13 protein-coding genes and 1 pseudogene are annotated in these 17,609 nt (G+C 63.2%); 5 read left to right on the forward strand and 9 right to left on the reverse strand.

What is annotated here, in order from left to right; genetic code table 11:
- Positions 1-107 precede the first annotated feature (107 nt).
- Positions 108-782: a chromophore lyase CpcT/CpeT gene (locus AHA_RS01150; protein WP_172583075.1), complete on the forward strand. Its 675-nt coding sequence runs from the start codon at positions 108-110 to the stop codon at positions 780-782.
- Between the two features lie 9 nt (positions 783-791).
- On the opposite strand, the pseudogene AHA_RS01155 reads toward AHA_RS01150, so the two are convergent.
- Positions 792-1,676 (reverse strand): annotated as a pseudogene (locus tag AHA_RS01155) (LysR substrate-binding domain-containing protein).
- 101 nt (positions 1,677-1,777) lie between these two features.
- On the opposite strand from AHA_RS01155, the gene AHA_RS01160 reads away from it, so the two are divergent.
- On the forward strand, positions 1,778-2,398 hold the full coding sequence (locus AHA_RS01160; RefSeq protein ID WP_011704242.1) for a LysE family translocator: 621 nt from the start codon (positions 1,778-1,780) through the stop codon (positions 2,396-2,398).
- Between the two features lie 126 nt (positions 2,399-2,524).
- Positions 2,525-3,718, forward strand: coding sequence for a DUF2920 family protein (locus AHA_RS01165; protein ID WP_164927509.1), 1,194 nt, complete (start codon positions 2,525-2,527; stop codon positions 3,716-3,718).
- 86 nt (positions 3,719-3,804) lie between these two features.
- On the opposite strand, the gene AHA_RS01170 is transcribed toward AHA_RS01165, so the two are convergent.
- Positions 3,805-4,914, reverse strand: coding sequence for a YeeE/YedE thiosulfate transporter family protein (locus AHA_RS01170; RefSeq protein ID WP_172583076.1), 1,110 nt, complete (start codon positions 4,912-4,914; stop codon positions 3,805-3,807).
- Between the two features lie 125 nt (positions 4,915-5,039).
- Complete coding sequence (locus AHA_RS01175; protein ID WP_164927510.1) at positions 5,040-6,662, reverse strand: methyl-accepting chemotaxis protein; 1,623 nt, start codon at positions 6,660-6,662, stop codon at positions 5,040-5,042.
- Between the two features lie 1,230 nt (positions 6,663-7,892).
- Between AHA_RS01175 and mgtA the strand changes: the two genes are divergently transcribed.
- Complete coding sequence (mgtA, locus tag AHA_RS01180; protein WP_011704246.1) at positions 7,893-10,661, forward strand: magnesium-translocating P-type ATPase; 2,769 nt, start codon at positions 7,893-7,895, stop codon at positions 10,659-10,661.
- Positions 10,662-10,760: 99 nt separating this feature from the next.
- Here the strand turns inward: mgtA and AHA_RS01185 are convergent, their stop codons facing one another.
- The 6 genes from AHA_RS01185 to AHA_RS01205 all read right to left on the reverse strand — a co-directional run bounded on the left by AHA_RS01185 (position 10,761) and on the right by AHA_RS01205 (position 16,001).
- Complete coding sequence (locus AHA_RS01185) at positions 10,761-11,408, reverse strand: LysE family translocator (protein WP_045790883.1); 648 nt, start codon at positions 11,406-11,408, stop codon at positions 10,761-10,763.
- A 79-nt stretch (positions 11,409-11,487) separates the two neighbouring features.
- Positions 11,488-12,306 carry an AraC family transcriptional regulator gene (locus AHA_RS01190; protein WP_011704248.1) on the reverse strand — a complete coding sequence of 273 codons (819 nt, stop codon included), beginning with the start codon at positions 12,304-12,306 and terminating at the stop codon, positions 11,488-11,490.
- 67 nt (positions 12,307-12,373) lie between these two features.
- On the reverse strand, positions 12,374-13,276 hold the full coding sequence (gene rarD / locus AHA_RS01195; protein ID WP_011704249.1) for an EamA family transporter RarD: 903 nt from the start codon (positions 13,274-13,276) through the stop codon (positions 12,374-12,376).
- 125 nt (positions 13,277-13,401) lie between these two features.
- Positions 13,402-13,575, reverse strand: coding sequence for a hypothetical protein (locus AHA_RS21745; protein ID WP_016349064.1), 174 nt, complete (start codon positions 13,573-13,575; stop codon positions 13,402-13,404).
- Positions 13,576-13,700: 125 nt separating this feature from the next.
- On the reverse strand, positions 13,701-15,197 hold the full coding sequence (locus tag AHA_RS01200) for an aldehyde dehydrogenase (RefSeq protein ID WP_011704251.1): 1,497 nt from the start codon (positions 15,195-15,197) through the stop codon (positions 13,701-13,703).
- A 261-nt stretch (positions 15,198-15,458) separates the two neighbouring features.
- Complete coding sequence (locus tag AHA_RS01205) at positions 15,459-16,001, reverse strand: cupin domain-containing protein (protein WP_011704252.1); 543 nt, start codon at positions 15,999-16,001, stop codon at positions 15,459-15,461.
- Between the two features lie 185 nt (positions 16,002-16,186).
- On the opposite strand from AHA_RS01205, the gene AHA_RS01210 reads away from it, so the two are divergent.
- Positions 16,187-17,518 (forward strand): aspartate aminotransferase family protein, encoded by a 1,332-nt coding sequence (locus AHA_RS01210; RefSeq protein ID WP_011704253.1) that lies wholly within the window; start codon positions 16,187-16,189, stop codon positions 17,516-17,518.
- The last annotated feature ends 91 nt before the right edge of the window (positions 17,519-17,609 follow it).

Consider the following 17,609-nt stretch of genomic DNA (forward strand, 5'->3'; position numbering starts at 1 on the left):
TAATACGATGATTTTGCTTCGGATCGGCAATCATTTGATCAAGGTTGCGGATATTGGCGCCGTTCGCTCATATAATCGCCGCCATGAAACTGATTCGGAAGGATTCGATGACCAGCCTGATGGCGGCCCTGTGCGGGCTGCTGCTCTCCTGCCTGGCCTGGGCGGCACCCACCCCCTTCGTCACCACGCCCCCTGACAGCACCATCACGGCACCCTCCGCCAGCATGGAGCCGCTGCTCTCCTGGTTTACCGGCGAGTTTTCCAGTCGCGAGCAGGCCAGCTACGACAACCGCTTCACCAGCGCCGAGCTGCGGCTGGTGGAGATCTGGCCCGGCTACAAGGGTTTTCGCTGGGTCTATGCCGAGCAGTTCCTGACCGAGCGGGCGGTACGCCCGTTCCGCCAGCGCATCTATCGCTTCTCGCTGGTACCTGACGGCCGCATCCTGATGGCCGAGCTGACCATGCCGCGGGCCATCGACTTCGCCGGCGCCTGGCGCCAGCCCGAGCTGCTCGACTCCCTCACACCGCAACAACTCTCTTTGCGTCAGGGCTGCGAGATCTGGCTGACCCGCCAGCCGTCGGGGGAGTACGCCGGTCACAGCAAGGTGGGCAGCTGCTCCACCAATTTTGGCGGCGCCAGCACCCTGGTGCAGTACCTCTGGATCGGCCCCCACAGCGTGAGACTGCTGGATCGGGCCTATGACACCGAGGCCCATCAGCGCTGGGGCAGCCCGGGGGAGGGTTATGTCTATCTGCGCCGGGTGAAACAGCGCGGCGAGTAAGGCTGTGTCCTACAGCTGGTGGCGCTGCTCGCTCAGGTAGTCGATGAGCAGCCGCAGGCGCAGTGGCAGGGGTTCCCTGGCCGGGTAGAGCAGGTTGACCGGGCGCGGGGCGGGCAGGGCATCCGCCAGGATCTCCTGCAGGGTGCCGCGTTCTAGCTCCTCGCGCAGCAGGGCGCGCGGCTGCAGCAGGATGCCGGCGTGGTTGAGGGCGGCCACCTTGAGGGCGCTGCCGTGGTTGCTGATGAAGGGGCTATCCCACAGGTGCAGCTGTTCGAGTGGAAAGGCCTCGGCCAGGTTCGACTGGCCGAGCCAGGGGCTGAATCCCAGGCAGTGGTGGCGGGCCAGATCCGCCAGCGTGAGGGGAGTACCGTGGCGTTGCAGGTAGTGCGGGGACGCGCAGATTACCGAATCGGAACTGGCCAGTGGCCGGGCGATGTAGCCGGCGTCCTTGGGCTGACCGACCCGGAAAATCAGATCGAAGCCATCACCGATGACGTCCACCAGTCGATCCGACAGATCCAGCTCGATGCGGATCTGCGGGTAACGCTCCATGAAGCGGCACAGCAGCGGCGTCAGCCGGTAGCTGCCGAAGGTGACGGGGGCATTGATGCGGATCCTGCCCGCTGCCTGGCCGGTATTGGCCAGGGTGTTCTGCTCCAGCTCCCGGTAGTGCTGCAACAGGTTCTGGCAGCCAGCGAGGTACTACTGACCCGCCTCGGTCAGGCTCTGGCGACGGGTGTTGCGATTGAGCAGGCGGGAGCCGACCCTGGCCTCCAGCCACTTGATGTACTTGCCGATCATGGCCGGCGTCATCGCGAAACGCTCCGCCACGGCGGCGAAACTGCCCGCGCGGGCAACCTCGACGAAGATCTCGATGGCCGTCAAGCGATCCACTCTAAACTCCTGGTTTATAAAGCCGAGCGCCACTATGTCTGGCTGGCGTCGCGGCTGTCAATATACTGGGCGGCAGCCAATCCACGCTGGAATCTTGTACGATGACACTCGACTATTACACCCTCTATCTGCTGCTCGCCATCGGCACTGTGCTGAGCCCGGGGCCCGCCGTGATCTACACCATAGGCAACACCCTGACCCGGGGCACCCGCCACGCCATCGCCGGCTTTTGCGGGGTGGCGGTGGGCATCCTGCTGGTGGCGAGCCTGGCCTCGCTGGCGGTGCTCTGGTTCACCCGCTGGCTGGCCGCGGGCCAGCAGATCCTCACCCTGGGCGGCGCACTCTATCTGCTCTATCTGGGGCTCAACTCCTGGCGCCAGCGGGCGGTGAGCCCGGTGCCGGGGGCCGGGCCGGATCGGGATTGCCGCCGCAGCTTCATCAAGGGGGCGCTCATCAGCCTGCTCAACCCCAAGGCGATCATCTTCTTTACCAGCCTGTTTCCCCAGTTCATCGACTTTCGTCACGGGGCCCTGGGCCAGTGCATGCTGCTGGCGGTCACCTTCAGCGCCGTGGTGCTGGTGGTGCATGGCGGCTACTGCCTGGTGTTCCACTGGGTGGGGGCGCAAGGCTATGGCGAACGCTTCGCCAGGGGAATCAACCGGCTGTCGGCGGTGATGTTCACCGGCTTCGCCCTGTTGCTGCTGTTCAAGGGGTTGAGGTAGGGGAAGAAACGGCAGCGAGCATCCCGAATGGGGTGAGGAGGAAAAATAAGATTCCATTGGTGCTCTTTGTGCAGCATGCTCCCCGGTTCAGGGAGTGGGGCACGGATAATCAGGACCCCAACTGACATGGTCGAGGCGATGCCCATGGCATGGCCTTTCAACAAGGTTGGCAACATGTCCTATTACGAACACGAGGTGGTCGGTCATCCCGACGTGGAATTGGGGTTGTGTGGCGAGCGTCAGGTACGCTACCGGATCCATGGTGCCGAACAGGCCGGCAGCGGCCTGGTGGTTTATATCCCGGGATTTGGCGGTGATCTGGGTGCCTACAGCCAGGTCTTTTGCGAGAAGGTGGCCGCGCAGCACGGCATGGCTGCACTTTGTGTCGACTATTTCTGCATGCGTTCGCGCCCGGCGGTGGGGGCCGCCATCTCCTTGCTGCCAGAGGAGCGTGAGCGTGCACTCGCCCTGTTGGGCTTGCCGGCCAAAACACCCGATACCGCGCTGCTGCGTGCGCTGGATGGGGTGCAGCCAGCTGCACCGTTGCGCTTTCAGGGGGTGTTGGTACCCCCCGATGGGGCCTACCAGAACTTCGGGGTGATGGCTGCCCTCGATATCCTCAATGCCATCGAAGATGCGATGCTCCGTTACGGCGGCAATCGCGACAACCTGATACTGGTTGGCTCCTCCTACGGCGGCTACCTGGCGCAGCTGGTCAACAAGTTTCGCCCCGGCTATGCCCGCGCCCTGTTTGACAACTCCTCCTGGGCCGAGCCCAATCTGGCCTATGTGGTGGGACAGGACATCGGCGCGGTGGAGTATCAGTGCAGCCTGCAAGGTGGAGTGGAGCTGGCGCTGTGTGTGGACTCCCCCTGGCGGATGGTGGTCGGGCACCCGCACGAATTCGATGTGGATGCCTTCATCATCCGGGCGTTCAGTGCCTCCCAGCTCGATCAGATGGCCGCGCAGGGGGGGACGCAGACCTTCTGTTTGATGGTGCACGCCATCCATGACGCCATCGCCCCTGCCGATGCCAAACTGGCCATGGCACGCGCCATGCTGGCACGGGGCTTCAATGCCGAGCTGATCTTGTTCGACGAGTCGAGTGTCGATGGTGAGTTCATTCGCAACATGGAGCACGGCATGGGGCTTTCCATGCTGCAGTTCTTCGCGCAGGGGCTGGCGCTGCTGGCCGAACGCTCGCCTGCCTTTACGGCCACTCGCGCCGCCGAGGTGACTCTGCATGCCGGTCACTCGGTCTATCAGCTGAACTTTGCCAACCCTGAGGTGCGGCTGCAACGCCAGCGTATCGAGGCCTGACGGCCTCCGCCGAGAGCCTGGCGCAGGGTGCTTGCCAATAAACAACGGGGGCTTGGCCCCCGTTGTTGTTATCGATGGCTCGCGGTTCAGAGCTTGAACAGCGGGCGCAGGCGGATGCCGATCAGGCTGCCGGCGAGGGCCATCAGCATCCAGACCCAGCCGTGCAGGCTGCCGGAGGCGGTGCCGTCGAAGAAACCGCCGAGGTTGCAGGCGCTGTACATGGCGCCCATCCCCATCAGCAGGCCGCCGAGGATGGAGGCCAGGCTGTTGCCGAGCCGCATCGGGGCGAAGGTGCCGCCACCGCTAATGCAGCGCGCCAGCATGGCCCCCAGGATCCCCAGCCAGAACATGCCGACCATGGGGTTGATGAACAGCGGTTGGGCCAGCTTGGGGTTCCCCTCGAACAGGCCGAACAGGGAGGCACCGCGCAGCGCCATGTCATAGACGGCGCCGGTGATGGTCCAGGCCGAGCCGTGCAGAGCGACGACGCTGGAGTTGAGCAGAGCTATGATGATGCCGCCGGTCAGCACGGTGAAGCGGCCATCGCGCCAGAACAGGTTGCCGCCGCTGAAGAGGGGCTTGAGCTCGCCAGTGCGTTTGAGCTCGCTCTTGCGAAACAGCAGGAACAGCGCGGCGACCAGCGCCAGGTTGAGCAGCATGCCGCTCCAGATATTGCCGGTCAGGTCTTTTGCCAGTACCACATGGCTGGAGAAGGTGGCCTCCAGTTCGGGGCGGAGCTGGTTGCTGATCAGGGTGCCTATGCCGTAGCAGAGCAGCACCAGCCAGAAGCGGGGTTGCCCCTCGCCGCAGCAGTAAAGGGTGCCGGTGGCGCAGACACCCGCCAGCTGCATGCCGATGCCGAACAGGAAGGCGCCGACGATGAAGGGAATGCCGATGGCCATCACGTTGCCCACCATGGCATCGCCAAACAGGGCGTGGCTAAAGGAGAGGAAGCAGGTGAACAGCAGAATTTCGATGGCGATGGTGAGCAGGTGAACCCGCACGTAGTAGCTGTTGCGCTTGGTCAGCATCTCGCGCCAACCGAACACGATGCCGAAGCGGCTGAAGGAGAGGGTGAAGCCGAAGCCGAATCCGATCAGGGCCATCAGAGCCCATTTCATACCAAAGGTGTTGCCGAGCCAGAGTAACGCTCCCCCCGCGATTGCCACGATGGGGAGCGACCATTTTCGATTCATGCCTGTTGATCCTTATAGCTGGATGAAGAATTGGGAGTGCGGATCCTATTCCCTCATTGAGTCCAAGGCTATCGATTTAACCCAGCTGGGTGCGAATGGGGGCAGGACGGGCCCTGCCCCGGGGATCAATGGCGGGGTGGTGGCGCGAGGTGAAAGTGCTGGGTCTGGCGGGTCAGTGCCTGGGAGTTAGTCGCCACCGTATCGGCTTCGCTCGCCGCATGGCGGGCGCTGTCGTTGACCTTGGCCGCAAGGCGGGACATCTCGCCGACGTTGCTGTTGATGGCGTGGATCAGGCTCTTCTCCTGCTCCAGCAGGGCTCCGACCTGATCGATCCGTTGGCAGATCTCGCCGCAGCCCTCTTCAATGCGGGTGATGCTCTGCTTGGCGTCGGCCACGTGCTCCACCGTTTTGCCCACCCTGGCCAGCTCGGTGTCCATCTCGTTGACGGCCCGCTGGCTGGTATCCTGGATCCGGCCGATGATGCTGGTGATCTCCGTCGTGGCCTCGCCGGTGCGGCTGGCAAGGGAGCGCACCTCGTCGGCCACGACCGCAAAGCCGCGCCCCTGTTCACCGGCCCGGGCGGCTTCGATGGCGGCGTTGAGCGCCAGCAGGTTGGTCTGCTCGGCGATGCCATGAATGGCCCCCGCCAGACCGGAGATCTGCTGGGACAAGCCGGCCAGGTCGCCGATGGTGCCGGAGACCCGCCTCACTCCGTCAGCCTGGGCGCGGATCACCTGCTCCACCTCCTGAATGACCAGCCGGGTGGCATTGGCGTGGGCCTCGGAGCCCGATGTCATGCCGGTGACCTGTTGCAGCTGGGCATCGCTTTGCTGGATCAGGGCCTGCAGCTGCTCGATCACCTCTTCCACCTGACGGGCTGCGTCCACCTGGGCCAGGCTGTCGTCCACATGTTGGCGAGAGAGGCTGCTCAAGCCGGTGGCCTGCTGATGCAGCGTTCCCGCACTCTGCTGCAGGGCGGCGACCAGGGTGGAGAGTTGATCCCGCATCCGACCGATACGCTGGATCAGATCGCCGATGGCATCGTCGCCGGGAGGCGGCATGGGGCTGTCGAGGGCCCCCTCCGCAATGGCTGCGGTCGCCCTGCCGGCGGCCAGCAACCGTTGCTGAGTCGGTCGGCCCAGCCAGAAGACCAGGGCGCAGCCGGTCAGCGCGGCGACGAGCAGAAGCCAGTAGCACATCCGGGCGGTGAGGCTGAGCTGCGCCAGCTGCTCGGCGGCATACTGGCTGCCACGGCTGACGGTGGTATCGACTCCAAGCCGGTGGGCCAGGTACAGGGTGCGCAGCTGGGCGGCGATGGCCGCTGCCTGCTCGAGCCGGCCGGCCTGCACGGCCGGAATGAACTGACTGTCGAGCAGTTGCCAGAAACGTTCGGCCTGGGTGCGCTGTTCCCCCAGCAGGCTCTGCTTGAGCTGGTCGTCGAGAGTGCTCTCCTGCCAAAAGCGATTACGGTCGTTGAACTCCTGCTCCAGGCGGGCGAGTGATTGCAGCAACCCCTCCCGCTCGCTCGCCGCGGCATGCAGCAGGGTATAGACCTGCAGTTGCGCCTCGATGAGGTAGAGCGGGGGCGGCAGTATGTCCGCGACGACATCCTTGCCTTCGCCCATCTTGTCCGCTGCGCTCTTCACCGAGTAGAGGCCAAAGAAGCTGATGGATATCAGGATGATGAAGATCAATATGCCCAGCGCCTGACTGAACAGCAGCGAACGATCATGGATTGCCTTGAACATGTAACCCCCATATGAATCCGGCACATGGATAGCATAGTCCCATCCCGTATAAAGACCTGCCGCGCGGGCCATATCGCGGCGGGCGTTGCTGTCAGTGAGGGCTGACGGAGCGATCGACATCACGGCCGGTCGGTTGAGCCATTCTCAAATAGGCGTTGAGAAGCGTTTGCGAAAAAATAGGAGAATGGCAATTCATGGCTGGTGATTTATTAAAATATGAATTTATATTTTGCGCCGCCAAATATTTCTGGGTAGAATCTTGGCGTGTTATCAACAGATGGAAGGATATTATGGAAAGCGACAGTTGTAGCCGATTGCACAGCGCGATGTGGGCTAATCAGAACTGAGGTTGATATTCCTTCTTCTCCCTCACTCTGATCGCTCAGAGTGTGGCATCTAGCGAGTCATCCCGACTCTTGCAACCCAGTCCCGCCGGGATCTGCGTTGCTCCCCGGATTGTTCCACTCCCTCTGCGAGCCATGCCGCCTCGCGCCCCAGCAATTGCACGCCTTGCCACGTACGCCCTTTGTCATGGGCCCGGGGCTGCCCGTTGCGCCCGTTCACCGGATCTTTGGCGAGCAGGGACAAACAGGCCGGCGTGAAATAACAGGATGGACAGCTCGTATTGAAAACAATGTGGTTTTCGATAGGCTGCGTTGCGAATTTAAATAATGAAGGTCTCTTCCTTATATATTTGGAAATATGCGCTGGCTATTTCTCAATATATTCATGGGGTGCGGTTGATTTCTCATATGACCGAACCATGAACCCTCCTCATTATTATTCGGCCATCATGCCGTTATTGTTGCCTGTGGTTATCCTGATCTCCTTTATCGGTCCTGGTCGCCCCGTTGCGGCCCTTGCCTCCTGCCGATAACGCCGCCGCGCGGATCTGCCCGCCGGCGATGACCTGCCGTGCCCTCGATATGCCGGGGCCGGCTTGCTGCCGCTCAACTCGGAGGAACCGTCATGACCGAAGAGCCCAAACCTAGACCCTCGGGGTCCACGCCTACCCACTCCTGATCCCCTGCGGGGAACGGGATACGGTGTCCTGACCCCTGATCCGACCCGAGCATGCCGATGTGGTCGCGCAGACAGCTGTCTGCGGGCCGCCCTGTGTGTGGCGACTGCCTGTTCGCTGCCGGGTCCATTGCCTTTTCACATCTGTACTGACGCCAGGCCCGGCCCGCGACAGGGCCCGCTTGCGCGTAGAAATCAGGATAACGAGTCATGAAACAACAACATACCGCCAGCCGGCACAAGCAGCAGGGGTTCGTTGCCCCGGCCAGTGCCAGGGAGAAACTCTCCTCCCGGGTGCTCGATGAGGCCGACAAGTCCCTCGAGTACACCCTCACCGCCGTGCGCGGCAACATCGACGGCCTCACCGCGACCGAGGCCGCCAACCGCCTGATCCAGTTTGGTCCCAACGAGGTGACCCACGACAAGCCGCCCCATGCGCTGATCCAGCTGCTGCAGGCGTTCAAGAACCCCTTCGTGATGGTGCTGATCGTGCTCGGGCTGGTCAGCTACGTGATGGACGTGCTGATGGCCGAGCCGGGCGACGAGGACTGGGTCAAGGTGACCATCCTCGGCGTCATGGTGGGCCTGAGCGGTCTGCTGCGCTTCTGGCAGGAGTACCGCTCTGCCAAGGCGGCCGAAGCGCTCAAGTCGCTGGTGCGCAACACCGCTACCGTGCAGCGCCGCCCCTCGCCCGGGGTCGCCCCCCAGCGCAAGGAGGTGGCCATGACCGAGCTGGTGGCCGGTGACATAGTGCACCTGCAGGCGGGGGACATGATCCCGGCCGACATCAAGCTGATCGAATCCCGCGATCTCTTCATCAGCCAGGCGGTGCTGACCGGCGAAGCGCTGCCGGTGGAGAAGTACGACACCCTGGGCGCCGTGGCCGGCAAGTCGGCGGACGGCACCGGCACCGGCGCAGGGGAGGCTGGGTTGCTCGATCTGCCCAACATCTGCTTCATGGGGACCAACGTGGTGAGCGGTACCGCCCGCGCCGTGGTGGTGGCCACCGGCAGCGACACCTATTTCGGTTCGCTGGCCCGCAACGTGGTGAGCCACAAGCGCATCGAGACCAGCTTCGATCGCGGTGTGAACAGCGTCACCAAGCTGCTTATCCGCTTCATGCTGGTGATGGTGCCCATCGTCTTCATGCTGAGCGGGGTCAGCAGCGGTGACTGGATGTCGGCGCTCACCTTCGCACTGGCGGTGGCGGTGGGGCTCACCCCCGAGATGCTGCCGATGATCGTCTCCGCCAACCTGGCGCGCGGCGCGGTGGCCATGGCCAAGCGCAAGGTGGTGGTGAAGCGGCTCAACTCGGTGCAGAACTTCGGCGCCATGGACGTGCTCTGCACCGACAAGACCGGCACCCTGACCCAGGACAAGATCATCCTCGAGCACCACTACGACGTGCGTGGCAAGCGGGACGACCGGATCCTGCAGCTGGCCTGGCTCAACAGCTTTCACCAGAGCGGCATGAAGAACCTGATGGACATCGCGGTGGTCGAGCACGCCGATGCGCTGGGGGAGAGCTGCAAGCCGGCCAACTACCGCAAGGTGGACGAGCTGCCGTTCGACTTCGTGCGCCGGCGCCTGTCGGTGATCGTGCAGGATGATCTGGGCCAGCAGCTGATGGTCTCCAAGGGGGCGGTGGAAGAGATGCTGGCCGTCTCCAGCCAGATCGCCGATGGCCAGGAGGTTAGGGAGCTGACCGACGCGGATCGCCGCGCCCTGCTGCGCCAGAGCGAGGAGTTCAACGCCGACGGTTATCGGGTGCTGATCGTGGCGACCCGCGAGATCCCGGCTACCGAGTGCAAGCAGAGCTATCGCACCAGCGACGAGGTCAAGCTGGTGGTGCGCGGCTTCCTCACCTTCTTCGATCCGCCCAAGGATTCGGCCGCGCCGGCCATTCGCGCCCTCAATGAGTACGGCGTAGCGGTCAAGGTGCTGACCGGCGACAACCCCATCATCACCAGCAAGGTGTGTCGCGATGTGGGGCTGGAGCCCGGCGTGCCGCTGCTTGGCAAGGATATCGAGGTGATGGACGACGTGGCGCTGTGCACCGTGGTCAAACACACCACCATCTTTGCCAAGCTCACCCCGCTGCAGAAGTCGCGGGTGGTGAAGGCGCTGCAGGCCAACGGCAACACAGTGGGTTTCCTCGGTGACGGCATCAACGATGCGCCGGCGCTGCGGGATGCGGACGTGGGTATCTCGGTGGACAGCGGTGCCGACATCGCCAAGGAGACCGCCGACATCATCCTGCTGGAGAAGAGCCTGATGGTACTGGAAGAAGGGGTGATCAAGGGGCGCGAGACCTTTGGCAACATCTTGAAGTACCTCAACATGACCGCCAGCTCCAACTTCGGCAACGTCTTCTCGGTGCTGGTGGCTTCCGCCTGGCTGCCCTGGGCGCCCATGCTGGCGATGCAGATGCTGATCCAGAACCTGGTGTATGACGTCTCCCAGATGCTGCTGCCGTGGGACAAGATGGACCCCGAGTTCCTCAAGCGGCCGCGCAAGTGGGAGGCGAGCAACATCAAGCGCTTCATGCTGTGGCTCGGCCCGACTTCGTCGGTGTTCGATATCAGCACCTACTGCCTGATGTGGTTCGTGTTCGGTGCCGGTGCCCTCTATGCCACCGCCAACGGCAGCATGGATCCGCTGGTCAACGGTCAGGCCATCATGAACTCAGGCTGGTTCATCGAGGGGCTGGTGTCGCAGACCCTGGTGGTGCACATGTTGCGTACCCGCAAGATCCCCTTCCTGCAGAGTACCGCCACTCTGCCGGTGCTGCTCTCCACCTCGATCGCCATCGCCATCGGCTGCTACCTGCCGTTCTCGCCGCTGGCCGAGCACTTCGGCTTCATCACTCTGGATGGGCCCAAGTACTTCATGTGGCTGGTGATCACCATGCTGGCCTACATGGGGCTGACCCAGACCGTCAAGAGCATCTACATCAAGCGCCACGGCCAGTGGTTCTGATGAAGGGCCAGTGAGAGGGCCGGTTACCCGGCCAGAAATAATGAACGTAAAGAGGGATGGCCTGGGCCATCCCTCTTTTTTATGGCTGGCACACGGGTGTCAGTGCAGGACCAGGGCATAGGCCTCGCCGGCCATGCCGGTCAGGATGGAGAGGCTGACCGCGCCAAACAGCAAGCCGGTGACCAGATTGAGCGGACGCTGCACGCGGCCAAGCAGGCGCTGGGCCCGCACGGTGGAGAGGCTCCAGGCCAGCACGCCGAACCAGATCAGAGAGAGCAGGAACAGTTCCAGCACCAGCAGGCCGCGAGTCAGGCCGTCTACCTGCGGTGTCACCATGGCGGCCAGCAGCCCCATGAAGAACAGCAGCGCCTTGGGGTTGAGCAGGTTGGTGGCAATGCCGCGCTGCACCCCCTTGCGCCAACCCTGTGCCTCGCCGCCGGCGTGCAGGGCGAGCTCGGCCGAGCTGTGCCAGGCCGCCTTGAGCGCTCCCCAGCCGAGCCAGCCCAGATAGAGGGCGCCGACCACCTTCACCGTGATGAACAGCCAGGGGTGTTCGGCAATCAGCAGGCTGATGCCGGTGAGGCTGAGGGTGGCGTGCACCAGGATGGCGAGCGCAATGCCGAGCGCCGCCCCGAGGGCGGTGGGCCTGTGCAAGCTGGTGCGCAGGATCAGCGCGAAGTCCGGGCCCGGGCTCGCCAGGGCGATGAGATGGATGAGACCTATGGTCAGAAACAGGCTGGTGAACATGGAAACCTCTGGGACAGTATCGAGTTCACAGCATGGCGGATTGCGGGGTCGCCGGATTGTAAAAGATTGCAGTGCGGAGTTAGTCGGCGTGCCCACTGGCGGCCAGCATCTGCTGGCGAAAATCGGCGGGGGTGAGGCCGAACGCCTGGCGAAAGCCGTGGTGGAAGTGGCTCTGATCGAAGAAGCCGACCGCCAGCGCCACCTCGCTCACCGGCAGGCCGCTGCCGAGCAGGCGCTTGCTCTGTTCGAGCCGTAGTCGCTTGAGCCAGGCGTAGGGGGTCATGCCGGTCTTCTTCTTGAACTGGCGCAGGAAGGCGAAGCGATCCAGTCCGAACAGGGCGGCCAGATCCTCCAGACTGTGGCGTTCATCCAGCCGGGCCAGCAGATGGTCGCGCAGATACCTGAGCTGGGGGTCGGCCAGGGCGTGGCGCTCCGGTGCCAGGTGCAGCAGCTCGCCGAGCAGGGCCAGCAGCTCGCTCTCCGCCAGCAGGCCGTCGGGGCTGGGGTTGTCCAGGTACATGTGCAGCCGGGCAAATCCCTGATAGAGGTCGGGGCGGCGCTGCAGCCCCTGGTCGAAGAAGGGTTCCGGGCTGTCCGGCAGCCAGCGAGCCAGCTGCTCGGGGGCGATGGCGAACACCCGCACCTCGTACCCTTCCGGCAGCAGGCTGAGGCCGTCGTGCATCTCGTCCGGGTTGACAGTGGAGAGCTCGCCGCGCACCAGGTGGTGGCTGCTGCCCTTGTGGATGAATTTCTGGCCGCCCTGCTGCACCAGACCTATGTGGTAGTCCAGGTGCACATGGCGGCCATAGCTGAATTCCCTGTGGTGGGAGTGGGAGAGTTCGACCCCCGGCAGCAGCCGGGATTGCCAGTAGTGGATGCGGGATTGGGGTGCGCTCATCGACTATTGATAACCTGAAACCCGAACGTGGGCTTGTAGATTATTGCAGCGTGGCGCCCCCTTGCCGTCAAGCCTGCTCCGCTGCCTGCCGGCGCTTGCCGCTGCGCAGCCCGTCCAGACTGAACAGCACCAGCGCGCTCCAGATGAAGGCGAAGGTGATCATCTTGTCCAGCGCCAGCGCCTCGCCATAGAGGGTAACCGCCAGGATGAACATCAGGCTCGGCCCTATGTACTGGAAGAAGCCCAGGGTGGAGAGCTTGAGCCGGGTGGCGGCGGCGGTGAAGCAGAGCAGGGGAGCCGTGGTGACGGCACCGGCGGCGATCAGCAGCAGGTTGAGGTGCCAGTCATTCTGGGTGAGATGGCTGGTGGGGCTGTCGGCAAATCCCCACAGATAGATGGCGGCCGGCGGCAGCATGATCAGGGTCTCGATCAAGAGGCCGGTCAGCGCATCGAGGGCCAGCTTCTTGCGGATCAGGCCGTAGATGGCGAAGCTCGAGGCCAGCACCAGCGCGATCCAGGGCAGGGAACCGAAGGCGATGATCTGGATCGCGACACCGATCGCCGCCAGCCCGACCGCCCACCACTGCAACCGGCGCAGCTTCTCGCTCAGGAACAGCATGCCGAGCAGCACGTTGAACAGCGGGTTGATGTAGTAGCCGAGGCTGGCATCCAGCATGTGGCCGTTGTTGATGGCCCAGATGAACAGCAGCCAGTTGCCACCGACCGTGATGGAGGTGAAGGCCAGGGTGAGCAGCACTTTCGGCTGGCGCAGCACCGCCTGTACCTTGTGCCACTGGCGGCCGAGCAGGGTCAGCACCATCAGCAGGGCGCACGACCAGATCATCCGGTGGGTCAGGATTTCGGCGGCCGGCACGGCGGCAATGGTCTTGAAATAGATGGGGGCCAACCCCCAAAGGGTATAGGCGCACAAGGCGTAGATGACGCCCTGGCGCTGAACGTGTTGCTGCATGCGGATAACCTTCACTGGAGAGTTGGATGCGGGAAAACATCGCAAAAAATCAGTGTAGCGATCCTTTTGCGGGGAAAGAAGTTAATAAATGATGATCAGCGGATTTTAACGGCGTAGTGCCCGGCTCAGCGGCCACCGCCACGGCGGATCTTGTCCACATCCAGCAACAGCCACAGCATAAGCGCGATGGCGGAGATCCACGGACCCCAAGTCACGTAGGCCTCGCCGTGTCCCAGCATGTAGAACAGCAGCGGCAGTCCTATCACCAGAAACAGTACACTTCCCAGAAAAAATAACATTTTTATCTTTATATTTAAGGGCTTGTCTATTTGATGATTATATCGATTGAGGCTGGCGATGAAAGGGCAAAAATGAAAAAGGGGGATTTCTCCCCCCAATTCGCAGATAAGCGTCATTTCTGATGCTATTCGAGCTGGATCCAGGTGCTTTTCAGCTCGGTGTACTTCTCCAGCGCATGCAGTGACTTGTCGCGACCGTTGCCGGACTGCTTGAAGCCGCCGAACGGCATGGTCATGTCGCCGCCATCCCAGTTGTTGACGAACACGGTGCCAGCACGCAGGGCGCGGGAGCCTTTCACCGCCTTGTTGAGATCCGCCGTCCAGATCGCGGCGGCCAGACCGTAGTCGGTGTCGTTGCCCAGCGCAATGGCCTCTTCCAGCGTGTCGAAGCCGGTCACTGCCAGCACCGGGCCGAAGATCTCCTCGCGGAAGATGCGCATCTCGGGGGTCACCTCGTCGAAGATGGTGGGCTCGATGTAGAAGCCGCCGCTCTCGGTATTGGTGCGCTTGCCCCCCAGCAGCAGCTTGGCGCCTTCCTGCTGGCCGATGGCGATGTAGTTGAGCACCTGCTCCATCTGGATGTGATCCACCATGGCGCCGATGCGGGTGGCAGGGTCGAGCGGGTTGGCCGAGATCCATTCGCGGGCATGGGCCAGCAGCCGGTCCATGAACTGCGGCTTGATGCTGTTTTGCACCAGCAGGCGGGAGGCGGCGGTACACACCTCGCCCTGGTTGTAGAAGATGGCGCCGGCCGCACTTTTGGCGGCAGCGTCCAGATCCGGCGCATCCGCCAGTATGATGTTGGGGCTCTTGCCGCCGCACTCCATAAAGGCGCGTTTGAGGTTCGACTTGCCGGAGCACTGCACCAGATGCTTGCCGATCTTGGTGGAGCCGGTGAAGGTGATGCAGTCCACATCCATGTGCATGGCCAGCGCCTCACCGACCGTGTGGCCGAAGCCGGGCAGCACGTTGAACACGCCGTCGGGGATGCCGGCCTCCTTGGCCAGACCGGCGATGCGCAGGGCGGTGAGCGGGGATTTCTCGGAGGGTTTGAGGATTACCGAGTTGCCGGTGGCCAGTGCCGGCCCCAGCTTCCAGCAGGCCATCACCAGCGGGAAGTTCCACGGCACGATGGCGGCGACCACCCCGAGCGGCTCGCGGGTCACCAGCGCTAGGGCGGACTCCTCGACCGGGGCGACCTGATCGTAAATCTTGTCGATGGCTTCGGCGTTCCAGGCGATGCAGTTGGCAGCGGCGGGGGCATCATAGCCCATGGCGTCGCCGATGGGTTTGCCCATGTCGAGCGACTCCAGCAGCGCCAGCTCCACCTTGTTGAGCCGCATCAGCTCGGCGAAGCGCTGCAGGATCTGCTTGCGCTGCTTGGGTGGCAGACCGCTCCAGCGTTTGTCGTCGAAGGCGGCGCGGGCAGCCTGCACTGCCAGTTCGGCATCGGCGGCGTCGCAGGCGGCGACCTTGGTCAGCAGCTTGCCGTTGGCCGGGTTGATGCAGTCTAAGGTGGCGCCGTTGATGGCGTCCCGGTAGCTGCCGTCGATGAAGGCTTGCGAGGGCAGGGTCAGGTGGGAGGCCTTGTGTTGCCACTGGGCCAGGGTCAGGTCACTCATGTTCACTCCTTGAACCGGCAAAAAGTCAGTTTCCGCGTATCAATATGCTAAACATCCTGCCGCTTGTAAATCCATCTTGTAACAATTCGTTAAACACTTTGCTGATTTGGCCTCATCCGGAATCCGTCCCGGCGAGGGTATCCGGCGGGGCAAACCGCTCCGCAAGCGCGGGCCGTCGGCGCCTGCCGAAGCAGAGGCCGGCGCGAAGGGGTTGGTCGCTGTGCCGGGTCCGCCAAGGGGCGGGATCTCCCCTCTCATGGCTTAGAAGCTGGCGGGGGTGTTGGCCGAGATCAGCACGCATTCGTGCTCATCCACATTGCGGAAACGGTGCGGGGTGCGGCTGTCGAAGTAGTAGCCGTCCCCTGGCGTCAGCAGGTAGACCTGCTCGCCGACGGTGACCTCCACCTGACCCTGGATGACGATGCCGCACTCTTCGCCTTCGTGGCTCAGCATGTCGTCACCCGTGTCGGCGCCCGGTGGCAGTATCTCCTGCATCATGCCGATGGCACGGTTGGCGCGGCTGTGGCCCACCAGGCGGTAGCTGATGGGGTGGGTGCCGAGATCCGGCATGTCGGCAGCGCGGAAGATCACCTCGGAGTCCATCTCCGTCTCATCGGTGAAGAAGGTGGCCAGCGACATGGGAATGCCTTCCAGCACCTTGCGCAAAGAAGCGACCGAGGGGCTCACCTGATTTTTCTCGATCTGGGAGATAAAGCCGTTGGTCACACCGGAGCGTTTCGCCAGCTCGCGCTGGGAGAGGGCCGCCTTGGTGCGAACCGCCTTGAGGCGGTGACCGATATCCATCGATAGACACTCCTTGACTGTTTACTATTATTAAATTTGTGTTAAATATCTTATACCACCCCGCTCAGAGCAGCTAGCCGGGTGATACCATATGGGGCAAGTTTGAGCCCTTTTTTAAGATTTCAGGTGTTTAATTTAATAGGCATTGGCCGATAGTTACTAAACACCTTAAGGATGAGGTGACCATGAAACCGATCAGCGACATCAATACCCCCTCCGACATGTCCGCTTTCTGGATGCCGTTCACCGCCAACCAGCAGTTCAAGGCGGCGCCGCGCATCCTGAAGTCGGCAGAGGGGATGTATTATCACTCAGAGGATGGCCGCAAGATACTGGATGGCACTGCCGGGCTCTGGTGTTGCAACGCGGGTCATGGTCGGCGCGAGATTGCCGAGGCAGTTTCCCAGCAGATTTCTCACCTCGATTTTGCCCCCACATTCCAGATGGGGCACCCCCTGCCGTTCGAGCTGGCCAACCGGCTGGTGGAGATCGCCCCCAAGGGGCTTGGCCACGTCTTCTATACCAACTCCGGTTCGGAGTCGGTGGATACCGCGCTCAAGATCGCGCTGGCCTGGCAGCGGGCGCGCGGCCAGGGCACCCGTACCCGGCTGATCGGCCGTGAGCGCGGTTACCACGGGGTCGGCTTCGGCGGTATCTCGGTGGGTGGGATTCCCGGCAACCGCAAGTGGTTTGGCTCCCTGCTGGGCGGGGTGGATCACCTGCCCCACACCCTCAACATCGCCAAGAATGCCTTCACCAAGGGGCTGCCCGAGGAGGATGTGGCACTGGCCGACGAGCTGGAGAAGATCGTCTTCCTGCACGATGCCAGCAACATAGCGGCAGTGATTGTCGAGCCCATCGCCGGCAGTACCGGCGTGCTGATGCCCCCCAAAGGCTACCTCAAGCGGCTGCGGGAGATCTGTACCAAACATGGCATCCTGCTGATCTTCGACGAGGTGATCACCGGTTTCGGTCGCCTCGGTGCTCCCTTCGCCGCCCAGGAGTTCGACGTCATTCCCGACATGATCACCTGTGCCAAGGGGCTGACCAACGGCGCCATCCCCATGGGGGCCGTGCTGGTGAGCAACGCCATCTATGACGACATGATGGCGGCCGGCAAGGGAGCCATCGAGCTGTTCCACGGCTACACCTACTCCGGCCATCCGGTGGCCGCCGCTGCGGGCCTGGCGACCCTCGAAATCTATCGCAACGAGAACCTGCTGAGCCGCGCCGCCGATCTGGCGGGCTACTGGGAGGAGGCGGCCCATTCGCTCAAGGGCTGCAAGCACGTGAAGGATGTGCGCAACTACGGGCTGGTGGCGGGCATCGAGCTCGAATCCATGCCGGATGCGCCGGGCAAGCGCGCCTATGAGGTGTTCGTGCGCTGCTTCGAGAAGGGGGCGCTTATCCGGGTCACCGGCGACATCATCGCCCTGTCGCCGCCCCTCATCATCGAGCGCAGCCAGATCGACGATCTCTTCACCCTGCTGCAGGACGCCCTGCAGGCCCAGGACTGACTTTTAACCGGTTGATGGCGCCCGTCGCGGCGCCACTTGCCCGTGCCTGCTCCCCGGGGCGGCGCGGGCAGGCACGCATAACCCATCACGG

The sequence above is a fragment of the Aeromonas hydrophila subsp. hydrophila ATCC 7966 genome (genome assembly GCF_000014805.1).
Taxonomy (GTDB): domain Bacteria; phylum Pseudomonadota; class Gammaproteobacteria; order Enterobacterales; family Aeromonadaceae; genus Aeromonas; species Aeromonas hydrophila.